Genomic DNA, 22,211 nt, shown 5'->3' with positions numbered 1-22,211 from the left:
TGACTGTTTTTGATATGCTACTATTTAATTCAAGATTATAACATGACATTATATTTATTACAATACATTAAATCAAGTATTTTTTTATTTCATACATCAGTATAGCAGAGCTTATTGCAGCATTTAATGACTCAGCTTTACCATATATAGGTATCTTAACCAAAATATCAGACTTTGATACAAGTTCTTCATTTATTCCATTAGCTTCATTTCCTATCACCAAAGCAACTTTTGAGCCATAATCTATTTTGTCATAAAGATTATCTGTGTTTAGATAGCTTGAAACTATATTAAAATCCAATGATTTAAGCATGTCCACAGTATCATCTTGAGAAGCATTAATTATATTCATGTCAAAAATAGAACCCATAGTCGACCTAATTACTTTTGGATTATATATATCGACGCATCCCTTTAGTGCTATTATGGCATCTACTCCAGCAGAATCAGCAGTTCTTATTATAGTTCCCATATTTCCTGGGTCCTGTATTCTGTCCAAAATCAATACGAATTTATCTTTGGCATTTATATTTTCTTTTAAATTTTTTTCCTTAAATGAAACCACACCTATTATACCTTGAGTATTTTCTGTATCTACAAGTTCTTTAAAGTTTTTGTTAGTAGTCTTATATATCTTTGTGTTTTTTTTATCTAAAGCTTCTAATAGTTCCACATGTTCCTTCTTATTTTCAAAGTCCTCATTGATAAACACATAATCAAGATTTGCACTACATTCAAGTGCAAGTACTACTATTCTATAGCCTTCTATTATGAACTTTAATTCTTTATTCCTATTTTTTGACTTCAATAGTGCTTTTGTATACTTTAATTTTTCATTATCCTTACTGCTTATATTCGTAATCATTTTATCTAAATGCTAAAATTATCTTAGCATAACCTCCTTACCTTACTTTTAATTAAAATCATATTTATCTAAATCCTACTTTTGATTAAATAAAAATAGTATCATATAACTATTCATAATTATATGATACTATCTACTTTTATTGCAATTAAATATATATTAAATAATAAATTATCTTCTTCTAATTATCCCCTTATCTCCAGATGTTATGGCTGTTATACTAGTATTTTGACCAATTATAACTAGAATACTTCCAGCTGTAAGTTCCTCGTCTGGAGAAGGTGTAACATTTATATTTTTACCTGTCTTTATAGCAAGTACAGTTATCTCATATCTAGCTCTTAATTCAAGCTCTACTAGAGTCTTTCCAACCCAAATATTTGGAGTTACGATTTCAACAATTGAATACTCTGGGTCAAGCTCTATATGGTCTAATATGTTATCAGAAACTAAATTGTGTGCAACTCTTACTCCCATATCTCTTTCTGGGAATACAACTCTGTCTGCACCAATTTTATAAAGTACTTTAGCTTGTAGTTCATCCTTTGCCTTACATATTATCAACTCTACACCCATTTCTTTAGCTATAAGAGTCGCCATTATAGATGCTCTTATATCAGAACCTATTGCAACTACTGCCACATCAAAGTTACCTAAACCTAATGATCTTAATGCTTGTTCATCAGTAACATCTACTATAAGTGAGTGAGTTACCTTGTCAGATACACTTTGAACTGAATCTTCATTTTTGTCTATTGCCATTACTTGATGTCCTAAAAGATGCATAGTAGATGCAACGGAACTTCCAAATCTCCCACACCCAATGACTATATATTGCTTCATCTCGAAACTTCCTCCCTAATACACGATTTGTATAATATCTTTTAAATTAATTTTTATACATATAAATTTTATATATAATATATGATTTATATATATACATAGATTAGTTTAATTTTTATTTACCATTTTTATTTATATTTTATTTATTAATCAAATTTATTTGTTCATATGATTATACCTAAGTTCATCTACTTTATTAATAAATTTGTAGTACTAGTTTCTATACATCATTAATAAATTTATACTACTAATTTATATCTTAACCAACCATAATCTTGCCTTCTGCATATCTAACTGGTTGACTCTTTCTTCTACCTCCAGAAAGTATCGCCATAAATAAAGTAAGAGAACCAACTCTACCCATAAACATAAAGATTATAATTATTATCTTTCCTAAAGCATTTAGGTTTGGACTTCCAGCTAAACTTGAACCAACTGTAGCAAGTGCTGATGTAACCTCAAATGCAGATTGAACTAGTGTAAAATTAGGCTGAGTTATTGAAATAATCAAAGTTCCAAAAATAACTGCTGATATACTAATTACAAATATACCTAGCGATTTTTTTATAGTTGCTGGAGCTAATCTTCTTTCAAAAGCTTCTATATCTGATTTTCCTGATATAAAGCTTCTAACAGTAATTATTAAAACAGCCAGTGTCGTAGTTTTTATACCTCCACCAGTAGATGCAGGTGATGCTCCAATAAACATCAAAATTATCATTATAAATATACTACTTTCTTGTAAAGTAGCTAAATCAAGTGTATTAAAACCAGCGGTTCTTGCCGTTACTGATTGAAATATTGCTGACAATACTTTTCCTTTTAAAGGCAAGTCCGCCATAGTAGCTTTTTGATTAAATTCTATAAGAAAAATAAATAATGCACCGACTATAATAAGTGTCGCAGTTGAAAATAAGACAACTTTAGAATGCACATTTAATTTTGATAATCTTCTTTTTCTTACAATATCAAGTACAACTGGGAATCCTAGCCCTCCAAGCACTATAAGTGAAGAAATAGTCATTGATACTGTAAAGTTATTTACATAAGAATTTAGCGATGTAAATGGTCCGCTTACACTTCCCATCAAATCAAATCCGGCATTACAAAACGCTGATATTGCGTGAAATACACTATACCATATACCTCTAGATAAACCAAATTGCGGAATAAAGACAGTTGACAAAATCAATGCTCCTATTCCTTCTATTGTTATAGTTATTATTAATACAAATCTTGTAAGTTTTACAAGACCCGACAAATCAGCTTGATTTAACGATTCTTGTATTAATAACCTTTCTCTTAATTGTATTTTTTTTCGTGCCATAAGTGAAAACATTGTGGCTACGGTCATAAATCCAAGTCCACCAATTTGTATCAATGTTATTATAACTATCTGTCCAAATAAACTCCAATAAGTTGCTGTATCTACCATAACTAGACCAGTGACACAAACCGCTGAGGTAGCCGTAAATAGAGCATTCAATAACCCTATACTCTCTCTACTTTGCGACGCTATCGGGAGTGTCAACAACAATGCTCCAATTACAATAATCGCAGCAAACCCAGATACCATTATTTGAGTAGGTCGCATTCCATCTGCGTAGAGAATAAGTCTTCTAACTATTGTTTTCAACTTTCTTTATACCTCCTTAACATAAAATCACTACTGTTAAGACCCTTAATTTGTTTATTTTTAGAGCTTTCCTCTAAATTATTATTCTATTATAGTATAAATATTGTATAAAGACAATGATATCAATTTTTATAATTCTTGTTTAGAATATTGCAAATTTTTTTATATATCTTTTAATTTAAATTATACCAAAAACATCTATATTTTTTACATGTAATAGGTCTAAAACTATCATAGCTTTTACTATTTTGTACTTAAAATTTATTTATCATTTTACCAGTATAAATTTCATATACTTTTTTGAAGTTAAATTTTTTATATTATCTATAATCTTGTATATATTTTTATGTTAAATTTTCTTAACATGCATTTTTTATATTTAATATAGTAAAATAATTAATAACTATATCCATGATTGGAGGATTTTTATGGTTAAATCCAAGAAAAAAATACTTGTTTCTCTAATTTTAATTGCAGTTTTTATTATATTTGCATCATACATAAGAAATTATACTAATAACTCAAAAAAAGATTCGGTTAGAGGAACTATTCCCTTTGAAAAAATGGAATATAAGCGTCCAGATATAAAATCAATTTGCGAAAATATTAACACATATAACGACAAACTTTTAACATCTAAAACCGCTAAAGAACAATTAAATTTATTTAACGATGTTGATAAGATTTATCAGGATTTTTACAGTACACTTACTATAGCAAAAATCAGAAATAACATAGATTCTTCAGATGAATTTTACTCTAAAGAATATAAATATCTTATGAGTAAATCAGTAGATGTTGACATGGCCTACAAAGATTTTCAGGATATATTTGTAACTTCTAAGTTTTCTAAAGAACTAGAAAAAGAACTTGGGAAAGATACGTTCAATTATCTAAAAAATATTGGAAAACTTAATTCTAAAGAAGTTGAAGGTCTGCTTAAAAAAGAACAAGACCTAGTTGTAAAATATGAAGACTTACTATCTAAGTCAACAGTACCAATAGATGGTATAGAGACAGATTTTGAAGAAGCCTTATCAACGCCAAACCTTAATCCAGAAGAATATGTAAAGATTTATTCAGATTACTTAAAAAAATACAACCCTATATTTGGCAATATTTATTTAGAACTTATCCAAACAAGAACTGAAATAGCAAGTAAACTAGGATTTAAAAATTATATAGATTATGCTTATATGAACTTAAATAAAGATTATTCTCAGGAAGAAGCGAAAAATTTCAGAAAAGATGTAAAAGAGTACATAGTTCCATTATATAGAGAGATTTCATCAAGACCTTCTGATTCTTCTATCTACACTAAAGTATATAAAAATCGTTCATTTAGGAAATTTGACAAGGTACTTGAAGATATATCTCCAAAATTAAAAGATGGTTTCAGCTATATGAAAAAATATGACTTGTATGATTATTCTTCTGGAAAGAATAAATCTCCTGGAGGATACACTACTTATATAACTAAGTATAAAGCACCTTTTTTATTTAATACATGGGACAATTCTTTTTTAGGTGTTACTAGTTTTGCTCATGAGTTTGGTCATTTTTATAATTACTACAATAGCATTAATCTAAATAACAAGATACAGCCAAGTATAGATATATGCGAAGTTCATTCAACATCTTTAGAAATTTTATTTTACAAGTATTTTGATGATTTTTTTGGTAAAAAATCTGAGGCTATAAAAAAAGAACACTTATCAATTGTTCTAAACACTATTATTGATGCTTGCCTCTATGATGAATTTCAAGAGATTATATATAAAAACCCATACATGAGCTTAAATGATATAAATAAGTTATTTTTTGACTTAGAAGAAGAATATGGAGTATCCAGCAATGTACTTAAAGAAAAGAATGCTCCTTTTTGGATACTTGTATCTCACAACTTCCAAGTTCCATTTTACTACCTGAGCTATGGTCTTGCATCTGATATATCACTTCAGATATGGCAATTGTCACAAGATGATTATAGAAAAGCAGTTGATGTGTACATGGATTTTTTAAATCAAAATACAGATGCTGGATTTAAAGATGTAGTAGAAAAGGTAAATTTACAATTACCATTCCAAAATGGAAATTTAGAAGAAATAAGTTCTGCTTTATATGATTATTTTGGCATAGATAATCCACTTGAACTAAAAAATGCTTCTTAATCTATGGTACTAAATTTACAATACTAAATATAATAGTAACTTTGATACTCATTAATACTGACTACACAATTACTATTTAATGATTAATACTAACCACATAATTACTATTTAATAAAATACACTAATAAAGCATCAGAAATTCTAAAAGCTCTAGTCTTTAGAATTTCTGACGTTTTATCTATTAATAATGATTGATTGTATTATTTATTTTTAATGATACTATTATTTTTTTACATACATAATTAAAAGAACTATTGAAATCACTAAAAATACACCTGTAAAATTGTCCTTAGTTTTAAAATGATAATTTATTAGACCAACCCCGACATTTGCACGCTCAACAATTTGTCAAACTGTAACCTTCTCAATATCATCTACCTCATCCAAAATATTCAATGTAACTTCAATTATGCGTTCTCTTGCATCTTTATCATTACTTTTCATAACAGCCTCCAGCATATACCTCCAATACATGTATCATTTTTAATTCTAAACATGTTCAGTATAGTATTTTTTAAGATATGTCAACATGATTTTAGTTGACTCTAACATTATGACATGGTTTATATTAATAGTAAGACAAAAACACCTTTATAAAAGGAGGCTTAGACATGTTTAAGATAGGAGACTTCTCAAAACTAAGTAAAATTAGTATTCGTATGCTACGTCACTATGATGAAATTGGACTTTTGACACCAAGTCATACAAATAAAGCTAATGGATATAGATACTATAGTGCAGACCAGCTTTCAACTGCAAATAGAATCCACGCACTAAAAGATATGGGTTTTAGCTTGTATTCTATAAAAGAAATTTTAACAGAATACAACGATAAAAAAAGCCTAATAAAATATCTAAATATCCATCACTCACAAGTGAAAGAACAATTAGAAGATATACAGAAAAAGATACTTAAAATAGAAACTACTATTAAAAGAATTGAAGGAAATGATAATATGAACAGTTATGATGTAACTATAAAGAATTTTCCACCAAAATATATGATGACACTTAGAAAAATCATATCAGCTTACAAAGATGAAGGACTCTTATGGCATCAATCATTCTCAGAGACAAAAGAGCAAAATATTCAAATTGAATCTCCTAATCATTCTAGAGCTGTCTTTTATGATACAGGATATCAGGAAGATTATGTCGATGTTGAAGTACAAGTTGCTGTATCTGGAAAGTATAAAGACACTGAGCATGTTAGATTTAAGACTGTACCAAGCGTGACTGCGGCAACTGCCATAGTCAAAGGAAACTTCAATCAACTTATAGATACTTCTGAGGCTATTGGTAATTGGATATCAGACAATAATTATGAGATGGATGGCTCTATGTTTAATATTTATCATATAGGACCTGGTAATGATAATAATCCTGATAATTGGGTAACAGAGGTATGCTTTCCAGTTAAAAAAATATAACTTTAGCTTATATAATTGGACAATATTTTAAAGAGTAAGGTACAAACAATCGCTTTGTACTCTACTCTTTTTTAAGCTAAATAGAGCTAGATAGTCTTTTAATTTTAACAAAAATATATAATTAACAAAAAACAAGCTTCTTATTCCTTGATATGCTGTTGTTTTAACCAAACCTTCATCACCATCTTTTGTGGCAATAGTTTTGCTAGTAAATGGCTGGACTTTGTATTGATACCATATACAGAAATATCTTTATTTTTCTTTGTATCCTTCAAAGCTTTTACAGCAACAACATCTGGTGTTACTATACCTGAGAATTTTTTTGTCCCTTTTTTAGCTTTAACTATCCCTCTTTCAAATAGATTGGTACTCATCCACCCTGGACATACAGCAATTGCATTTATTCCTTTATCTTTAAGTTCAACATTCAATGCCCTTGTATAATTTCTTACAAATGCTTTAGTTGAACTATAAATGTTTTGATATGGTAATGGTTGAAATGATGCTTGAGAAGAAACATTTATGATATGACTACCCTTTTTCATATATGGGATACATATAAGACCCATTGCCACAACAGCTGTAATGTTTAAATCAATCATATTAACAGATTCATCTATGCTCAAATCATTGTATGAACAGAATTTTGCAAAACCTGCATTATTTACAAGGTATTTTATGCATATGTCTTCTTTATTTAAAAATGTACCAATTTTTTTCACTTCTTCTAGTTTAGATAAATCTTTTGAAAAAATTTTTACCTTACTTCCAAACTCATCTATTAATTGATTTAATCGCTCTTTGTTTCTTGCAATCGCCCATATTTCTGTTATTTCCTCTTCATTGACTAATAATTTAAGAAACTCTTTGCCAAAACCACTATTCGCACCAGTTACAATTGCGATGTTCTTATGACTCATAATTTGTCTCCTTTGTCATTAAGTTTATATGTTTAGACTTATATTTTGCAAATTAAACTTGCTCTATTCAAGAGTTATATAAATACTTATTGCAAAAGTGTTATCGAGTAGTCAGTTGACCATTTTATTGCTTTTGTTTGAAACTAAATGTATGATATATATAAATATAAATTTAACTCAAGGAGATAATAAAAATGAAAAAGTATGAATATGTTACTTTAAGCTATGAATCTCAATTTCTTGTCACTGGTGTAATGAAAGAACATCGCACAATTATCGAAGAATATGCAAAAAAAGGTTATCGTTATATTGGATTTATTCCCATAGAAATAAATGCCCATGGCTTCACAAGAAAAATTGATTTAATTTTTGAAATCGAGGAATAAATACGTAAAAATTTTGAAAATATATGATTTTATAGATGAATTAATAACTTTTATGGAAAATAGTAAAGTAAATGATTTAGTAAAGAGTGCAATAATTCATTTCTACTTTGTATATGTTCATCCTTTTAGTGATGGTAATGGAAGAACATCAAGAGCCTTATCGTATCTATATTTAATTAATAAAGGATATGATACTTTTAAAGAGTTTTCAATATCATATATGATATCTAAAAACAGAACCAAATATTATAAGGCGATACTAGATGTGGAGAATAAGGTATATAATTTAACTGTATTTATAGAGTTCATGTTAAAGTCCATAATACAATCTATAAATGAAAGAGAGACATGCATGATAGAAAGTCTTTAGAGAGTGTGTTGAAGGAAGAATTATTTGAAAATGATATTACTCTATCAGCAACAGAAGAACATATATTAAAATATATCTGTAGTAAAGATAACTATTCTATGACATTAGAAAACTATATTAAAAAGAATAAAAGTAGATATTTAAAGGCTGGAATAAAGGAAATCGAATTAGTTGGCCAGTTGATGGAAGTGTTTAATAATCTTGAAGAGATAGAACTTTTATCAAGAGAAAAGGATGTATATAAAGTCAATGAGAAGTACTTAAAAATGCTTGATATAAATTAAAAATTTATCATAAAATATTTTAATAAAGAAATGAATCCCATTGTAAGGATTCATTTCTTTATGCTATTTACAACAGATTTATAGGAACATATTTATAATAATATACAGTTTCTTCTCCAATAACTTCAGAACCAAGTTTTTCCCAATGGTCTCCATAGGTATATATTATCTGAAGAATATCTGAATCTGTTGATTTGACAACAAGACCAGAGCTAGGTCTAAAAGGACTTAATTCTTTATTTTCACTTTTAAAGTAGAATTTGTTTCCATATAGTCTTAATATATTTTCATCCTCTTCCCATTTTAAGTTAATACCATTAACATTATATGGTTCATGTAAGTCAACAAATATATAATTATTAGAGTTATTTTGTAATCTTAAATTTCCTCCTCCATAGTCTGATTTTATTATATAATCATAGGCATCTATGTTACATTTTAATGTTGATTTTATAATATAAAGAGTCCTGAATACATAAACTTTATGTTTATACTCTAATCCATCATCCCAATTATCTTTATTATCACTAACTAGGTTAATATAACTATCCTTAAGTTGCTCTCCGTAAAATAAAGAATATGCATCTTCTTTTCTATTTTCCATCTTTAAATAAGTATCATAGTCTGTATTATAATAATATTGACCACATCTTCTTATAATCCCAGAGATGGAAGTATTAATTATTGTATTAAATGCAAAACCACAATGACCACATTGATCAATAGTAATATTCCTGATTTTGTAACTACCGCCGCCCTTGCTTCTAAGACCTACTTCTTGTATTTTCTCGATTCTAATATTATTAAGACTAGCTCCTACTTTTATTTCCATACCATTTTGGCATTTAGATATTCTACTGTTGGAAATGATTATGTCATTTCCAGAGTCAACGCCTAATCCACAAGATGAAATTGTAATGTCATTTACAATTGAATAATAAGGAATTTGAATTCCTGTACCTGAGAAACCAGTTATATAAAGATTTTCATAATGGCCTAGACCTCTGTGAGTATCACTTAGGTCATCAGTTGCAATTGCTGACACATTCTTCATTTCTTCATTTTTTTCATTTTTATTAATATCTATTTTATAATGGTAATGTGGGTTCCCTTTTGTTGGTGGTTCACTATTAACAAGTACCTTACAGCTATCAGAATAAAAATTTATATTTTTAATACATTGCTTTCTTCCTTTTAATGTAATAATACTCATGTTAGGTATTCCAATTGTTATAAATTGTGTAGCGCCTGTTGATGTATCAGAATCTCCTAGCAATGTAATTTCCTTATCAATAGTAATACCAGTTTTAAATAGGTATTTACCTTTTGGGAAATATAAAACACAAAAGTCTGTTTCATTAATAATATTTTGTATAAGAGGTCCTACATCTTCTGAACCGTCATTTTTAATACCATTTTCTATTTCTAATACGTTAATCCATCTTTCATACTTAATTTCTTCCATAATATCATCTATTCCTTTCTTATTTACTTTTGATGTCAAATAATTTTTCTATAATTATCCGTTTGACTATATTAAACTCATTAAAACTAGAATGTTAGAAAACTACCTATTTGAGATTAATAGATTTATTTATCTATCATTTTATGATAATGAACTGTAGTTCCAAACTCTATCTTTTCACCAATCTTTTCCCATTTCCCACCATAGTAATTAGCAACTGTATCACTTGTTGCATTTCCAGCTGTTAGTACATCGCCTATCTGTGGACTATACATCTTCATATTACTATTTATATACATTTCGCCTTTTTTTATCTTGATTTTATCACCATACTCTTCTCCAGATATATTAATCCCATTGATACTACTAAGTTTACTATCATGGAATATAACTGTTTGTCCTTTGTTATTGTATATCAAATTTCCTTTTTCTGATTCAAGAACCATATCAGTAGCATCTATAGTGCATCTTAATAATACATTTTTGGTTTCAAATGCCTTTATAAGATATATCTTATGTTCCTTAAACTTGGTATTACCATTTTCATCTTTGTCATCCCCCTTATCTTCCCAATTGTCTGTATTATTATTTGAGATTGTTATATTACTTGATTCTATTGAATTTCCATATAATAAAGAATATGCTTCCTCGACTTTCTCATCTAACTTTAAGTAGTCATCATGGTTGAAATTAAAATAATATTGTCCACATCTTGAGATATTTCCTGATATTTGGGTATTAGATATTGAATCAAATTTGAATCCACAATAGCCACATTGGTCAATTGTAATATTTGTTATAAAGTTTGAGCCCTTACCAATACTGTCAACAGCAACTTTACCTACTTCTTCAACTCTCATATTACTTAGAAATGTTCCAGTAGAAATTTTCATTCCATAAGTACATCCCCAGGTCTTTCCATTAGTAATTATTGAATTTTCTCCTGCACTAATCCCACGATTACATGTAAAAATAGTAATATCATTTGCTGTAGAATTATTAGGTGTTTTAAGTGCAATTTCACCAAAACCACCAAAGTCTAGATTCTCATAATGGCCAGGTCCTTCTGATACATTATCACACATAATTGCTGATATATGTTTTCCTTCATATGTTAAAAATATTTTATGATGAAGTCCTGCTTCTCCATTTGCAGGAGGCTTATGACTATTATTGCTCTCATCATCTTTAGGTCTATAGCAGCTATCTGATTGGAAAGAAATACTTTTAATACAATGCTTTACACCCTTTACTGTTATCACCGTAAAACTTTTCATTGTATTATTTTCTATCTCTTTTTTATCAAATTTACAAGAAAATTGTGTTGCTCCTGAATGAAAAGCTATATTATCTGGATTATTTGACCTAAAATAGGTATCTCCACATAGTGTTAATCGTTTGTTAATCTCTATACCACTTGTAAATAAGTATTTCCCTCTTGGAAAATATATAATAGAATCTTCTGGCGCAGCATTAATAATTTCTTGTACCCTATAACTTACATTTTCTTTTTCATCTCTACAAACTCCATAATCTAAAACATTAATCCACCCATCTGTTTCTTTAATTATTATAGGTTCTCCCATAATTCACTACCTCCTAATTTTAAAACTAATCATTTATTTTTTTATAATAGTACATAGGATTGTCAGCAAGTGTTTTTACACCTATTTGTTCCCATGTTCCACTATGCAATTTACCTATTTCTTCTTCAGAATCTAATATTGATGATATAACAGAATTCTTTTTCAGTTTAGGAACTACTAAATCTTGTCCATTATTATCTACATAAAGCGTATTGTCACTTATCTTAAGCAAATCACCTTGATTTATATCAGAAACCTGAACTCCACCTACAGAACAAAGCTCACCATCATAGAACTTATAAGTATTTCTACCATTTTCTAATAATAAGTTACCTTTTGCATATTGTACAAAACTATCTGCCTCAGCATCACATTCTAGAGTTACATTTTTAGTTTCATTTGCTTTGATTACATGTATTTTACGCTCTAAACCATTTTCTATAGTATCAACATTATTATTTACCAATACAAGATTACAGTTGTCTAAAGTGTCTCCATAAAATATAGAATAAGCTTCTTCTTTTTTATCGGGAATATTCCTATAAGTATCATAGTCAACGTTTCTATAATATTGACTACAGTTAGTAAATCTTGCAGTTATTTGGCTATGAGACATTTTTTCAAACATAAATCCGCAGTATCCACATTTATTAACTGCAAGATTCATAATAAGATTGAAACCAAGTCCTTTATTATTAATCCCTACTTCTTGAATGTCTTCTATTCTTATATTATTTAAGCTGACACCAGTTGTAATTTCCATTCCATTTTCACATCTGTAAATCTTACTGCTAGAAAGCATCGATTTTTCTCCAAGTTTTATCCCAGTACCACATGAAGTAACAGTAATATCATTACCAGTTGCATAAAGTGGAACTTCAACTCCTGTTCCTGAAAAACCAGAAATATATAGATGTTCAAAATGAGATAGACATTGTACCCCTTCACCTTCTGTTATAGTAGATATTTTTATAGCAGATACATCTTCAGGTAATTTATTTTTTTCACGATTATCATAGTAAAAGTTAATATTCTTTATAGTTTGACTTTCCTCTGCTAATGTAACAATACTCATATTAGAAACATCTTTAGTTATAAAATTCGTTGCTCCTATAAATGGTTTTTTATCTCTTTCATCTTCATTTAGTTCTGGAACATCACCTCCGTAATAAGAATTTCCTTGAAGTGTTATTTGTTGGCTAATTTTAATACCTTTTTCAAATAAATAGTCACCATTTGGAAAATATATAACGGAATCTTTTAGTGATTCATCAGAAACAATCTCTTGTATCATATCACTTACATCTTCTTTTCCAGTAATGTCTATCTTTTCATTTAGTTCCAGCACGTTAACCCAGTCTGGAGTTTTAGTTTCAATTGCCATGATTAATTCCTCCTTTTAAAATTTAAATTATTTGTATTTACAGGAACAAGTGTATTTTTACTATAACTAGAGCGAATAAGTTTATTTTTATGATATTTGAGATAATCGTTATAATAAAACATCTTGGATTTCGATAATTAAGATATTTATTGTTTTTTATTTATTTTTTAAAAATTAATCACCCAAGTTATATAAAATATATTAAATATACTAAACATTGTATTCATAAAAAAGTTGATAAGTTTTCTCTTTTTGTAATAACACAGTTCCTGTTATTTTATAGTACTATGAAAAAAACTCTTAATAATAGTCGGTTTGTTTATAAAATGTTTATAAAATGTTTATAAATATTTTATAAATTAACCATAAAAAACAATTAATAATTTTAAGGTTAACATTATTAATTAGTCTAGGATTGATTATGTAAAAAATATTTACATATACTCTTAGTAGATAAAATGAATGTATTTATATACTATTCTCAATAGAAACTTGACAACTCTTGTTGTCTAAGTCATACTTTACCTATAAGTATGAAAAGTATGACTACAAAAAATATGATAGGAGAAATAAGTATGGAAATGAAAAAAGGGCAACATATATTTGGAACTGTAAAAGTTGGAGAAAAAGGACAAATAGTTATTCCAAAGGAAGCAAGGCAGATTTTTGATATTAAATCAGGAGATACACTTTTGGTACTTGGTGACGAAGAACAAGGAATAGCTATTGTAAAAGCTGATGTGATGAAAGAATTAGCTGTCAAAATTTTAAAAGGTGTTGGTGGATTAAGTGGTGCAATAGATGATGAAAAATAGTTTACTGATATTCTTACCAATTGCTTTATTACTTGATTTAGCTATTCCATTCATTATAGCACCAACCTATAAGGGATATAATCATTTAACACAGGTTATGAGTGTCTTAGGAAATAATAAAGCACCATTACATACTGTTTATAATATATGGTTGGTTGTTTGTGGTATTACCCTTTTGGTAAGTAATTTTAAAATTTATATGATTGTTTCAAAATCTTCAAGTATAATTGCGATAGTATTATTTATTGTGATAATTACATATGCTGTTGGTGGTTGTATTCTTTCTGGTTTATTTTCTGTTGGAGAAGTAAAAAGCCTCAATACTATTTCAGAAAAGATACACGGCTTTGGTTCTGTTATTGGATTTGTGACCTTGACTATTGCCCCACTTTTGATAGGTATTTATGCCTTTAAAAGTGAAAGAATGGGATTTGCTATTTTTTCGATTTGTTGTTTTATTTTCGCAGTCATATTCTTTACACTATTTGTTATGGCAGATAAACAGAGTTATAAAAATACGATTGTATCTTTGGAGGGATTGTGGCAAAGATTATCACTATTATGTATGTATCTGCCACTAGGCTATCTTGCATTGATTCGATAGTTAATATTATGTAAAAATTAGGATAGTAAGTGTATTACGTCTAATTATAAGAAACTATCAAAAAATTTTTAACACACAATCAAAAACGTATTGTAATTCTTTAAATACTATTTTCGAGTAACTTCGAGCCAAATGGCTCGAAGTTATTTTTATTTATTTTTTTCTAAATCCACTAACCATGTGAGATATAGTGAAGCTTATTTCATTATTAATTTCTACTTCTTCATTTGATGAATAATTTAAGGCTAATTCATTTAATGCCCCAGAAATACAATATGTCATTAATTTTGTATCAACATCTCTTTCTAAATAGCCTTGTTCATTTAAGTCATCAATATGTTCTTGTAAAACATTCATTGAATTTTCTTGGTCAGCTTTTCTCCACGCATCCCAACCAACTACCACTGGAGCATCTACCAGCAATATCCTCCTACATTCTTTTGCATTGGCACCTTTTATAAAACCCAGACATCCCAATATTAATTGTTGCCAAGGGTCATAACTTTTAAGTGCTTCTCTCTCTATTTGTTTAGCAACATCTTTTTGGACATTATCCAGTACAGCAAGAAAAAGCCCTTTTTTATTCTTGAAATGGTGGTATATGGCTCCTCTTGTTACATTACTTTCTTCTGCAATTTTTTCTAGTGATACATCAAAGTATCCAAGCTTTGTAAAATGCTTTCTTGCTATTTTCAACAAAGCAGATGTTGTCTTTTGTGTAGCTTCTTCATTTTTCATGATAATGTCTCTCCCACTTTATAGTTATCTCGAAATTTTTCGCTGACCTGTATTGATTCAATAATATCAATCATCACACCTTTAGAGTCTTGCACTATACTAAAAACTCCTCTCTATTTTTGATTTCTCATACCATGCTTGATAATCCATTCTTGCATGTCACTTGAAGATGATTTTCGCCACTGTTCAATAATGTATTCTGCCTTCTCTGGAGATTCCTTATACAAGTCATTCAAATTGTTACCAACACTCTTTTGAACAAATTTTTCTGGGTCATCTTTAAGGTTGGTAAGAATTTTTACATATCGTTCAAACTCTTCTAATGCTACAAGCAATTTTTCTGACCATGGCAAACGAATCCTAACACCTTCACTTGCCAATCTACGCACATGCACATTATCATCACGTGTCCATACAATCAACTCGTCCATCACTTCTCTTGGATGTTCTTTCAGCAAGGAGCGAATGGCATACTCACCTGTAAACCGTTTTGTCAATTCTTTCAAAAATGATAAAGATATTTTCCAATTTTCATTTCCATAACGTTCGACATATCTGCCAATAGGCCACAACCACCAGCCAAAGCTAAACATTCCTTCTGGTTTAGTTAACTCTGGCCCTAACATGTTGTAAAAAGCATGAATACTATTTGAATAATCAGTCCCCATATTTTTTTGCATTGAGTCTACTATACAATCAAATCGTGCAAATAATTCCTTATCATCAAGTTGACCGATTAAGTCACCAGAAAATGCTTTTGAGTTAAAACTTGGCATTACGGAGGATAGTTTTTCAGAAATTTCTAAAACATAGTGGTCATCATAATGTTCTTTATGTTTCATAATGTTTTACTCCTATAAAGTTTATTTTTATATTAACATGCGTACAGCATGTATGTCAATTAACTTTTATTTATCTTTATACTCAAAATTGAAAGCAATATATCGGTGTCACAAAGTTCTGTTTTTTCTTTCTTGGAAGCCCATTATTTTATTTTTCTCTTGTAGCTCTTTTTTAACTTTCTATAGCATTTTAATATAATTAAATGTGTAATTAAGATGAAAAATATTTAAAAATAAATAGCAGTAAAGACTTGCAAAGCATATAATAATATGGCACAAGTCTTTTTACTATTTCAAGGTAGATTTATTTATTTTGATAATATATTCATCTGTAGCACATAAATTCCCTGTGCTTTTGTTATCTGTTTATTCATACTATGTATCTAATGTTTATTCAAATACTTCATATCACGCCCTCCATATCAGTTTTATGCCAATTTTTTTAATTTCCTAAATTCCTTAAACATCATGAATAAGCATAATACCCCCACAAAACCATCAACCAGTGCAATAGCAAGCCACACTCCAGTTTCTCCTAAATTTGCTATCATAGGAAATAAAATAACCGCAGGAATGAATAAAATTATTTGTCTTAACATCACAAGCATACTCGCTTTACTAGCTGTACCTAAAGACTGAAATAACGTAACAATCATGATGAAAACTGCTAATGCACTGTATGTGGAGAACATAAGTCTAAAGTTGCTAACACCTTGTGTAACAATATCATTTTCTGTAATAAATAAAGAAAGGATTTTTTCAGGAATAATTTGTATTGGTAAGAAGAAGCATAATGATAATACAATTGCACTAAGCACAAATACTTTTGTTAATTTAATTGTTCTACTATAATTTTTAGTACCATAATTTGTACCTACAACTGGTTGGAAACCTTGACTCATCCCCCATAATGGAACAAATGCAAAATTTTGTACACGTAGTGCAGCTCCTAATAAAATATATGCGCTTTCTCCACCGTATCGTGAGCCTATATTAAATATAACTGTTTGTTGCACTAATGTCATTACTTGCATTAACATAGCAGAAATACCAACAGAACAAATTTCAGGAATAATATCCCATTCTAGTTTCAATCTTTTGATTTTTATACCTTCACTTTTTCTTGTAAAGTACAACATGCTGATACAAAACTGTACAATTTGAGACACTAAAGTAGCATAGGCAGCACCTTGAATTCCCATTCCATATTGATTAAAATAAGTAATGAAGATAGGGTCTAAAATGATATTCAAAATCGAACCACTTGCAATTATTACCATTGCTTTTTTCAATAACCCTTGTCCACGCATAACCATATTAGAACTTTGAGTGAAATTGATAAACAATGAACCAGCAAAAATGATTTTCAAATAACTTTCAGCCTGAGTAAGCATCTCTCCCTCTACACGGCTAAATTGCAATAATTGACGTGTAAAGCACACACCTATAATAGTTATAATGATTGATAAAATTGTAATCATCATAACAAGATTTCCCATTATCTTATCTACTATCGCTTTATCTTTCTTACCAATTGCTCTTGATAATATAGAAGCCGAACCTACACCGACAAGTGTAGCGATACCTCCATTGATTAATGTAAGTGGATAAGAAACACTTACAGCTCCCATTGCAGTTGAACTCACTAGCTGTCCAACAAATATAGCATCCATCATATTGTACAAAGCAACCACCACCATGCCAATAATGCCAGGAATACTTAGTGAAAACATTAATTTTAATGGACTTTCTGTAAGTAATCGTGTACGTGTGTCATTTTTTTCGTTCATAAATATATCCTCCTTTTTATTTTAGTCCAGTTCTAATAGAACCTTTCTTCTATACTCCAAAGGACTCATTCCATAGACTTCCTTGAATGTTATTGCAAATTTACTTTGACTTTCATAGCTGACTGCAAGTGCTATGTCAGAAATTGAACTACTTGTATCTCTTAGTAATTCTGTAGCCTTTTTCATTCTGTAATTTTTCATGTATTTCACAATTGTCATTCCGTAAACTTCCTTGAAGTAGACTTTTAAGGTTGTTAGGCTAATAAAATACTTTTTAGATAATTCATCAATAGTATATCGCTCTGCATAATTTTTCGTTATGTAATCTTGTATCTGTTTAATGGTTTTTACATGATATTTATAATAATTTTCTTTTTTCTCATCAGATGGTTTATTTAAAACACTCATAGACAAAAGTAGCTCTATAACCTTCATTTTCAAATGTGCTTCTTTAATATCATCAGGAATTTTATATAATTCATAAAATAGATGTTCTATCTGTTTTGTGGCTCTCATAACAAAGCATCCATCATCCATACAAAATTTATCCTTGATGCTATAAATATCTACAGAATCATTTTCTAATATTTCAGGAAAATGTTTACTCAAAGTATCTAAGTATAAATTTACAGATATTCCCTCATAATGTTCTAGTGGAAAATTCATAGCTTCTACAGGATTATCCAACATATTAATCCCCAAATCTCCTTCACCTAAATATAAATAAGTTCCATCTTTAAGTTCACACTCTACTCTACCTTTAAGACAATAGCTTATTTCTAATACATTATTTTTATCTTGACCATCTAAATTAAAATTAGATACATTGTAATTGTTATATATAAGTTCTATGCCCGAAAAAACTTTATAAATCGCCGTTTCATTCATACTACTTGAATATCTATTTTTATCCATTTCCTCATCTCTTTCTTACATATTGTATTATGCTTTTTTAGCTTAACCATAACTATTATATAGAGTATGTTCATATAAATCAGTTACACACCTACATTAAATAGTCCTAAAAAGCCATTAATTTTTTGCTGTAAAAGAGAGCAAGACATACCATAAGGATACGCCCTGCTAATTACTTCGTCATCACGTTGAAAAGTAACATGATTTCCTTGATTTTGTCTTCTTCATCAAAAGTCCCTACAGCATCTTTACGCAATGTTCACAAGCCATTCCTTCAATATTAATTGTAATTTTTAAAATCATTAACTCTCAATGCTCTCATTGAATTAAGTATAGCAATGAAAGAAACACCAACATCAGCAAATACAGCTTCCATCATTTCAGCCATCCCAAAAGCACCTAGAATTAATACAATTGCTTTAATTCCTAAAGCAAAGATAATATTCTGTTTCACAATTTTTAGTGTTCTCTTTGATATATATATTGCAGAATTGATTTTTGTGATTTTATCATCCATAATGACAATATCTGCCGCTTCAATAGCAGCATCTGAGCCTAATCCCCCCATAGCAATACCTATATCAGCACGAGTAAGCACTGGTGCATCATTTATTCCATCTCCTACAAATGCAAGAGAAGTATTATCTACTTTATTGTTTAAAAGATGTTCAACTTGTTTTACCTTGTCTGCTGGTAACAATTGAGAATAGACAGTATCAATGCCTAATTTATTGGCAACAGATTCAGCAACAGCCTTATTGTCACCAGTTAACATAACAGTTTGACTTACCTTATTAATTTCTTTTAAATCGTGAATAGCTTGCTTTGCTTCTTCTTTGATTTCATCTGCAATAAGAATATAACCAATATATTTTCCATTAAGAGCAACATGAACAACAGTGCCAACAGATTTTGAAACTGGTATTTTAATTTTAGCTTTCCTCATAAGTTTTTCATTACCAGCATACACTTCTGCACCATCAAATTTAATAAATACTCCATTACCTGAAATTTCCGAGGCATCACTAATTCTTGTTGATAAAATTTCTTTTCCATATGCTTTCTTTAGAGATTCAGCAATTGGATGATTTGAGTAACTTTCAGCATAAGCAGCTATTTCAAGTAATGTAGCTTTTTCAACATCTACAGGAACTATTTCTGTCACTTCAAATGAACCCTTTGTCAATGTACCAGTCTTATCAAATACGATTGTTCCAGTCTTTGATAAAGTTTCAAGATAATTACTACCCTTAATCAAAATGCCATGCTTAGATGCTCCACCTATCCCACCAAAAAATCCTAGTGGTACAGAAATAACCAATGCACAAGGGCATGAAATTACTAAGAATGAACAAGCCCTATGAATGTAATCTGCAAATTCTGCACCCTCAATAAATAAAGGTGGTAAGAACGCAAGACACATAGCCGCAACAACAACGATAGGTGTATAGTATCTAGCAAATTTAGTAATGAAATTTTCAGTTTTTGCTTTTTTACTACTTGCATTTTCTACAAGTTGTAGTATTTTAGACACTGTTGATTCACCGAATTCTTTTGTTACTTTTATGGTAATTAATCCTGTTTTATTTATACAACCACTTAATATTTCAGTTCCTATCTCTACCTCTCTAGGAACTGATTCTCCTGTCAAAGCAGATGTATCAACTAAACTATTTCCTTTTACTATGATTCCATCAAGTGGTATTTTTTCACCTGGTTTAATTACAATCAATTCTCCTAAAGAAACATCTTCTGGGTCTACTTTAACTAAAGAACCATTTTTTTCAACATTTGCATAATCAGGACGAATATTCATTAATTCTGTAATTGATTCTCTTGAACGACCAACCGCATATTGTTGAAACCATTCTCCAATTTGATATAGCCACATTACCATAAAAGCTTCTGGATAGTCTTTGGTTACAAATGCTCCAATTGTTGCTAACACCATTAAGAAATTTTCATCGAATACTTGGCCATGCCCTATATTGGTAACAGCTTTCTTTATAATATCGCCACCAACAATTAAATAAGCTACCAAGAATAATACAAACTGAATTGTATTATTCATTGGCATAGTAATAGCACCTAAGAAAACGATGAAACTTATGAATATTCGGCAACGTAAATTCTTTAACTTCTTACTCATATGTTTCCTCCCAGTAGCTGATTACTTGATTACAATTTCGCAATCAGGTTCAACTTTTTTACATACTTTAATGATTTTCTGTAGAATCTCATCAAAACTTGCATCTTCTGCATCTAGTGTCATTTTTTGTGTCATAAAACTAAAATTCACAGAATTAACACCCTCAATCTTTGAAGCAGCATTTTCCATTTTAGCTGCACAGTTAGCACAGTCTAAATCAATTAAATCAAATTTTTTCCTCATCAGAAACTCCTCCTTTCAAAATCCAACAGTTGTTCAACTATTCAACTATTGATTAAATTATAGTTGAACATATATTCAATCGTCAAGTCCCGATTAGACATTTTAAATGTTCTTAAAGATAGCCTATTTATTTGACAATTGAACAAGTAATCAATTATAATTACAACTATGGAGGTACATGCTATGGAAAGAAAATGTGATTGTGAAGCCATACACACCGATTTAGTAGAAAAAACATCAAAAAAAATGCCAAAATTGAATTTACTATATGATTTATCTGATTTTTTTAAAATTATGGGAGATGGAACAAGAATTCAATTATTGTGGGCACTTTTAGAAAATGAAATGTGTGTAGGAGATCTTGCGTCTCTCTTAAATATGACAAAATCAGCGGTTTCTCATCAGTTAAAAACACTTAAAACTGCTAAATTAATTAAATCAAGAAAATCAGGTAAACTTGTTTTTTATTCATTAGATGATAGCCACATCAAAGGAATACTTGAGGTATCCTTAGAACATATATGTGAAAAAGAATAATGTTCAATAAAAACAGACTTAACATACTTAAGTATTAGAATATTTTTATAAAAGTCATCTATTTTCAAATAAAGTAGATGACTTTTACTTATATTATGTGACAATTTTCATTTTTATCGAAAATCATATAGAATTGTTATATTTAAAATAAATAAAACTATTAAAAATAAACAGAAAAATAGCCACTTCAAGTGGCATAAATTTTCCAAATATAAGTCATAAACACATATATATTTCG

21 protein-coding genes are annotated in these 22,211 nt (G+C 29.1%); 8 read left to right on the top strand and 13 right to left on the bottom strand.

The window, feature by feature from the left end; translation table 11 throughout:
• Positions 1 to 67: 67 nt before the first annotated feature.
• The 3 genes from ACTG44_RS04035 to ACTG44_RS04025 all read right to left on the bottom strand — a co-directional run bounded on the left by ACTG44_RS04035 (position 68) and on the right by ACTG44_RS04025 (position 3,344).
• Entirely contained in the window at positions 68 to 865 is a 798-nt protein-coding gene (locus ACTG44_RS04035) for a TrmH family RNA methyltransferase (protein ID WP_479921355.1), read from the bottom strand.
• Positions 866 to 1,036: 171 nt separating this feature from the next.
• Positions 1,037 to 1,708 (bottom strand): potassium channel family protein, encoded by a 672-nt coding sequence (locus ACTG44_RS04030; RefSeq protein ID WP_021383523.1) that lies wholly within the window; start codon positions 1,706 to 1,708, stop codon positions 1,037 to 1,039.
• Positions 1,709 to 1,967: 259 nt separating this feature from the next.
• On the bottom strand, positions 1,968 to 3,344 hold the full coding sequence (locus tag ACTG44_RS04025; RefSeq protein WP_479918211.1) for a TrkH family potassium uptake protein: 1,377 nt from the start codon (positions 3,342 to 3,344) through the stop codon (positions 1,968 to 1,970).
• Between the two features lie 428 nt (positions 3,345 to 3,772).
• Here ACTG44_RS04025 and ACTG44_RS04020 point away from each other — a divergent pair, with 428 nt between their 5' ends.
• On the top strand, positions 3,773 to 5,515 hold the full coding sequence (locus ACTG44_RS04020) for a gluzincin family metallopeptidase (RefSeq protein ID WP_479921354.1): 1,743 nt from the start codon (positions 3,773 to 3,775) through the stop codon (positions 5,513 to 5,515).
• Between the two features lie 611 nt (positions 5,516 to 6,126).
• The gene (locus tag ACTG44_RS04015; RefSeq protein WP_021383525.1) at positions 6,127 to 6,945 is read left to right on the top strand and encodes a MerR family transcriptional regulator; all 819 of its coding nucleotides are present in this window, start codon (positions 6,127 to 6,129) and stop codon (positions 6,943 to 6,945) included.
• 140 nt (positions 6,946 to 7,085) lie between these two features.
• Here the strand turns inward: ACTG44_RS04015 and ACTG44_RS04010 are convergent, their stop codons facing one another.
• A complete protein-coding gene (locus ACTG44_RS04010) occupies positions 7,086 to 7,865 on the bottom strand; it encodes an SDR family NAD(P)-dependent oxidoreductase (RefSeq protein WP_021383520.1) in 780 nt (259 codons plus the stop codon).
• Between the two features lie 194 nt (positions 7,866 to 8,059).
• On the opposite strand from ACTG44_RS04010, the gene ACTG44_RS04005 reads away from it, so the two are divergent.
• From ACTG44_RS04005 to ACTG44_RS03995, 3 genes are read left to right on the top strand one after another with little or no spacing between them, the layout of a single operon-like run.
• Positions 8,060 to 8,251 (top strand): DUF4177 domain-containing protein, encoded by a 192-nt coding sequence (locus tag ACTG44_RS04005; RefSeq protein ID WP_479918209.1) that lies wholly within the window; start codon positions 8,060 to 8,062, stop codon positions 8,249 to 8,251.
• Positions 8,252 to 8,303: 52 nt separating this feature from the next.
• The gene (locus ACTG44_RS04000; protein WP_479921353.1) at positions 8,304 to 8,621 is read left to right on the top strand and encodes a Fic family protein; all 318 of its coding nucleotides are present in this window, start codon (positions 8,304 to 8,306) and stop codon (positions 8,619 to 8,621) included.
• Entirely contained in the window at positions 8,600 to 8,905 is a 306-nt protein-coding gene (locus tag ACTG44_RS03995; RefSeq protein ID WP_479921352.1) for a hypothetical protein, read from the top strand. Before ACTG44_RS04000 ends, ACTG44_RS03995 begins: the two co-directional genes overlap by 22 nt.
• 67 nt (positions 8,906 to 8,972) lie before the next feature.
• Here the strand turns inward: ACTG44_RS03995 and ACTG44_RS03990 are convergent, their stop codons facing one another.
• The 3 genes from ACTG44_RS03990 to ACTG44_RS03980 form a co-directional block, all read right to left on the bottom strand.
• Positions 8,973 to 10,409 (bottom strand): glycoside hydrolase family 55 protein, encoded by a 1,437-nt coding sequence (locus ACTG44_RS03990; protein WP_479921351.1) that lies wholly within the window; start codon positions 10,407 to 10,409, stop codon positions 8,973 to 8,975.
• A gap of 86 nt (positions 10,410 to 10,495) precedes the next feature.
• On the bottom strand, positions 10,496 to 11,956 hold the full coding sequence (locus ACTG44_RS03985) for a glycosyl hydrolase family 28-related protein (RefSeq protein WP_479921350.1): 1,461 nt from the start codon (positions 11,954 to 11,956) through the stop codon (positions 10,496 to 10,498).
• A gap of 25 nt (positions 11,957 to 11,981) precedes the next feature.
• Entirely contained in the window at positions 11,982 to 13,340 is a 1,359-nt protein-coding gene (locus tag ACTG44_RS03980; RefSeq protein WP_479921349.1) for a glycoside hydrolase family 55 protein, read from the bottom strand.
• A 581-nt stretch (positions 13,341 to 13,921) separates the two neighbouring features.
• On the opposite strand from ACTG44_RS03980, the gene ACTG44_RS03975 reads away from it, so the two are divergent.
• The gene (locus tag ACTG44_RS03975) at positions 13,922 to 14,155 is read left to right on the top strand and encodes an AbrB/MazE/SpoVT family DNA-binding domain-containing protein (RefSeq protein WP_479920280.1); all 234 of its coding nucleotides are present in this window, start codon (positions 13,922 to 13,924) and stop codon (positions 14,153 to 14,155) included.
• Positions 14,142 to 14,759: a DUF998 domain-containing protein gene (locus tag ACTG44_RS03970; protein WP_479921348.1), complete on the top strand. Its 618-nt coding sequence runs from the start codon at positions 14,142 to 14,144 to the stop codon at positions 14,757 to 14,759. The genes ACTG44_RS03975 and ACTG44_RS03970 overlap by 14 nt, the downstream gene beginning before the upstream one ends.
• Before the next feature lie 153 nt (positions 14,760 to 14,912).
• Here the strand turns inward: ACTG44_RS03970 and ACTG44_RS03965 are convergent, their stop codons facing one another.
• The 6 genes from ACTG44_RS03965 to ACTG44_RS03940 form a co-directional block, all read right to left on the bottom strand.
• Positions 14,913 to 15,497 carry a TetR/AcrR family transcriptional regulator gene (locus ACTG44_RS03965; RefSeq protein ID WP_479921347.1) on the bottom strand — a complete coding sequence of 195 codons (585 nt, stop codon included), beginning with the start codon at positions 15,495 to 15,497 and terminating at the stop codon, positions 14,913 to 14,915.
• A 113-nt stretch (positions 15,498 to 15,610) separates the two neighbouring features.
• The gene (locus tag ACTG44_RS03960; protein ID WP_479921346.1) at positions 15,611 to 16,339 is read right to left on the bottom strand and encodes a DNA alkylation repair protein; all 729 of its coding nucleotides are present in this window, start codon (positions 16,337 to 16,339) and stop codon (positions 15,611 to 15,613) included.
• Between the two features lie 428 nt (positions 16,340 to 16,767).
• Entirely contained in the window at positions 16,768 to 18,072 is a 1,305-nt protein-coding gene (locus tag ACTG44_RS03955) for an MATE family efflux transporter (protein ID WP_479921692.1), read from the bottom strand.
• A gap of 78 nt (positions 18,073 to 18,150) precedes the next feature.
• Entirely contained in the window at positions 18,151 to 19,044 is an 894-nt protein-coding gene (locus ACTG44_RS03950) for a helix-turn-helix domain-containing protein (RefSeq protein ID WP_479921345.1), read from the bottom strand.
• 280 nt (positions 19,045 to 19,324) lie between these two features.
• Complete coding sequence (locus tag ACTG44_RS03945; RefSeq protein ID WP_479921344.1) at positions 19,325 to 21,193, bottom strand: heavy metal translocating P-type ATPase; 1,869 nt, start codon at positions 21,191 to 21,193, stop codon at positions 19,325 to 19,327.
• Positions 21,194 to 21,214: 21 nt separating this feature from the next.
• The gene (locus ACTG44_RS03940) at positions 21,215 to 21,436 is read right to left on the bottom strand and encodes a cation transporter (protein ID WP_021383518.1); all 222 of its coding nucleotides are present in this window, start codon (positions 21,434 to 21,436) and stop codon (positions 21,215 to 21,217) included.
• A gap of 183 nt (positions 21,437 to 21,619) precedes the next feature.
• Between ACTG44_RS03940 and ACTG44_RS03935 the strand changes: the two genes are divergently transcribed.
• Positions 21,620 to 21,973, top strand: coding sequence for an ArsR/SmtB family transcription factor (locus ACTG44_RS03935; protein WP_021383444.1), 354 nt, complete (start codon positions 21,620 to 21,622; stop codon positions 21,971 to 21,973).
• The last annotated feature ends 238 nt before the right edge of the window (positions 21,974 to 22,211 follow it).

Source organism: Clostridioides sp. LIBA-2809 (assembly GCF_056688965.1).
The sequence above is the reverse complement of the archived record's forward strand: the minus strand, read 5'-3'. Positions and strand labels throughout refer to the sequence as shown.

What these genes read in the sequence shown, in the direction of transcription:
- ACTG44_RS04035 (WP_479921355.1), bottom strand. Translation starts at nt 865, where the DNA reads ATGATTACGAATATAAGCAGTAAGGATAATGAAAAATTAAAGTATACA.
- ACTG44_RS04030 (WP_021383523.1), bottom strand. Translation starts at nt 1,708, where the DNA reads ATGAAGCAATATATAGTCATTGGGTGTGGGAGATTTGGAAGTTCCGTT.
- ACTG44_RS04020 (WP_479921354.1), top strand. Translation starts at nt 3,773, where the DNA reads ATGGTTAAATCCAAGAAAAAAATACTTGTTTCTCTAATTTTAATTGCA.
- ACTG44_RS04015 (WP_021383525.1), top strand. Translation starts at nt 6,127, where the DNA reads ATGTTTAAGATAGGAGACTTCTCAAAACTAAGTAAAATTAGTATTCGT.
- ACTG44_RS04010 (WP_021383520.1), bottom strand. Translation starts at nt 7,865, where the DNA reads ATGAGTCATAAGAACATCGCAATTGTAACTGGTGCGAATAGTGGTTTT.
- ACTG44_RS04005 (WP_479918209.1), top strand. Translation starts at nt 8,060, where the DNA reads ATGAAAAAGTATGAATATGTTACTTTAAGCTATGAATCTCAATTTCTT.
- ACTG44_RS04000 (WP_479921353.1), top strand. Translation starts at nt 8,304, where the DNA reads ATGGAAAATAGTAAAGTAAATGATTTAGTAAAGAGTGCAATAATTCAT.
- ACTG44_RS03995 (WP_479921352.1), top strand. Translation starts at nt 8,600, where the DNA reads ATGCATGATAGAAAGTCTTTAGAGAGTGTGTTGAAGGAAGAATTATTT.
- ACTG44_RS03985 (WP_479921350.1), bottom strand. Translation starts at nt 11,956, where the DNA reads ATGGGAGAACCTATAATAATTAAAGAAACAGATGGGTGGATTAATGTT.
- ACTG44_RS03980 (WP_479921349.1), bottom strand. Translation starts at nt 13,340, where the DNA reads ATGGCAATTGAAACTAAAACTCCAGACTGGGTTAACGTGCTGGAACTA.
- ACTG44_RS03975 (WP_479920280.1), top strand. Translation starts at nt 13,922, where the DNA reads ATGAAAAAAGGGCAACATATATTTGGAACTGTAAAAGTTGGAGAAAAA.
- ACTG44_RS03970 (WP_479921348.1), top strand. Translation starts at nt 14,142, where the DNA reads ATGATGAAAAATAGTTTACTGATATTCTTACCAATTGCTTTATTACTT.
- ACTG44_RS03965 (WP_479921347.1), bottom strand. Translation starts at nt 15,497, where the DNA reads ATGAAAAATGAAGAAGCTACACAAAAGACAACATCTGCTTTGTTGAAA.
- ACTG44_RS03960 (WP_479921346.1), bottom strand. Translation starts at nt 16,339, where the DNA reads ATGAAACATAAAGAACATTATGATGACCACTATGTTTTAGAAATTTCT.
- ACTG44_RS03955 (WP_479921692.1), bottom strand. Translation starts at nt 18,072, where the DNA reads ATGTTTTCACTAAGTATTCCTGGCATTATTGGCATGGTGGTGGTTGCT.
- ACTG44_RS03950 (WP_479921345.1), bottom strand. Translation starts at nt 19,044, where the DNA reads ATGGATAAAAATAGATATTCAAGTAGTATGAATGAAACGGCGATTTAT.
- ACTG44_RS03945 (WP_479921344.1), bottom strand. Translation starts at nt 21,193, where the DNA reads ATGAGTAAGAAGTTAAAGAATTTACGTTGCCGAATATTCATAAGTTTC.
- ACTG44_RS03940 (WP_021383518.1), bottom strand. Translation starts at nt 21,436, where the DNA reads ATGAGGAAAAAATTTGATTTAATTGATTTAGACTGTGCTAACTGTGCA.
- ACTG44_RS03935 (WP_021383444.1), top strand. Translation starts at nt 21,620, where the DNA reads ATGGAAAGAAAATGTGATTGTGAAGCCATACACACCGATTTAGTAGAA.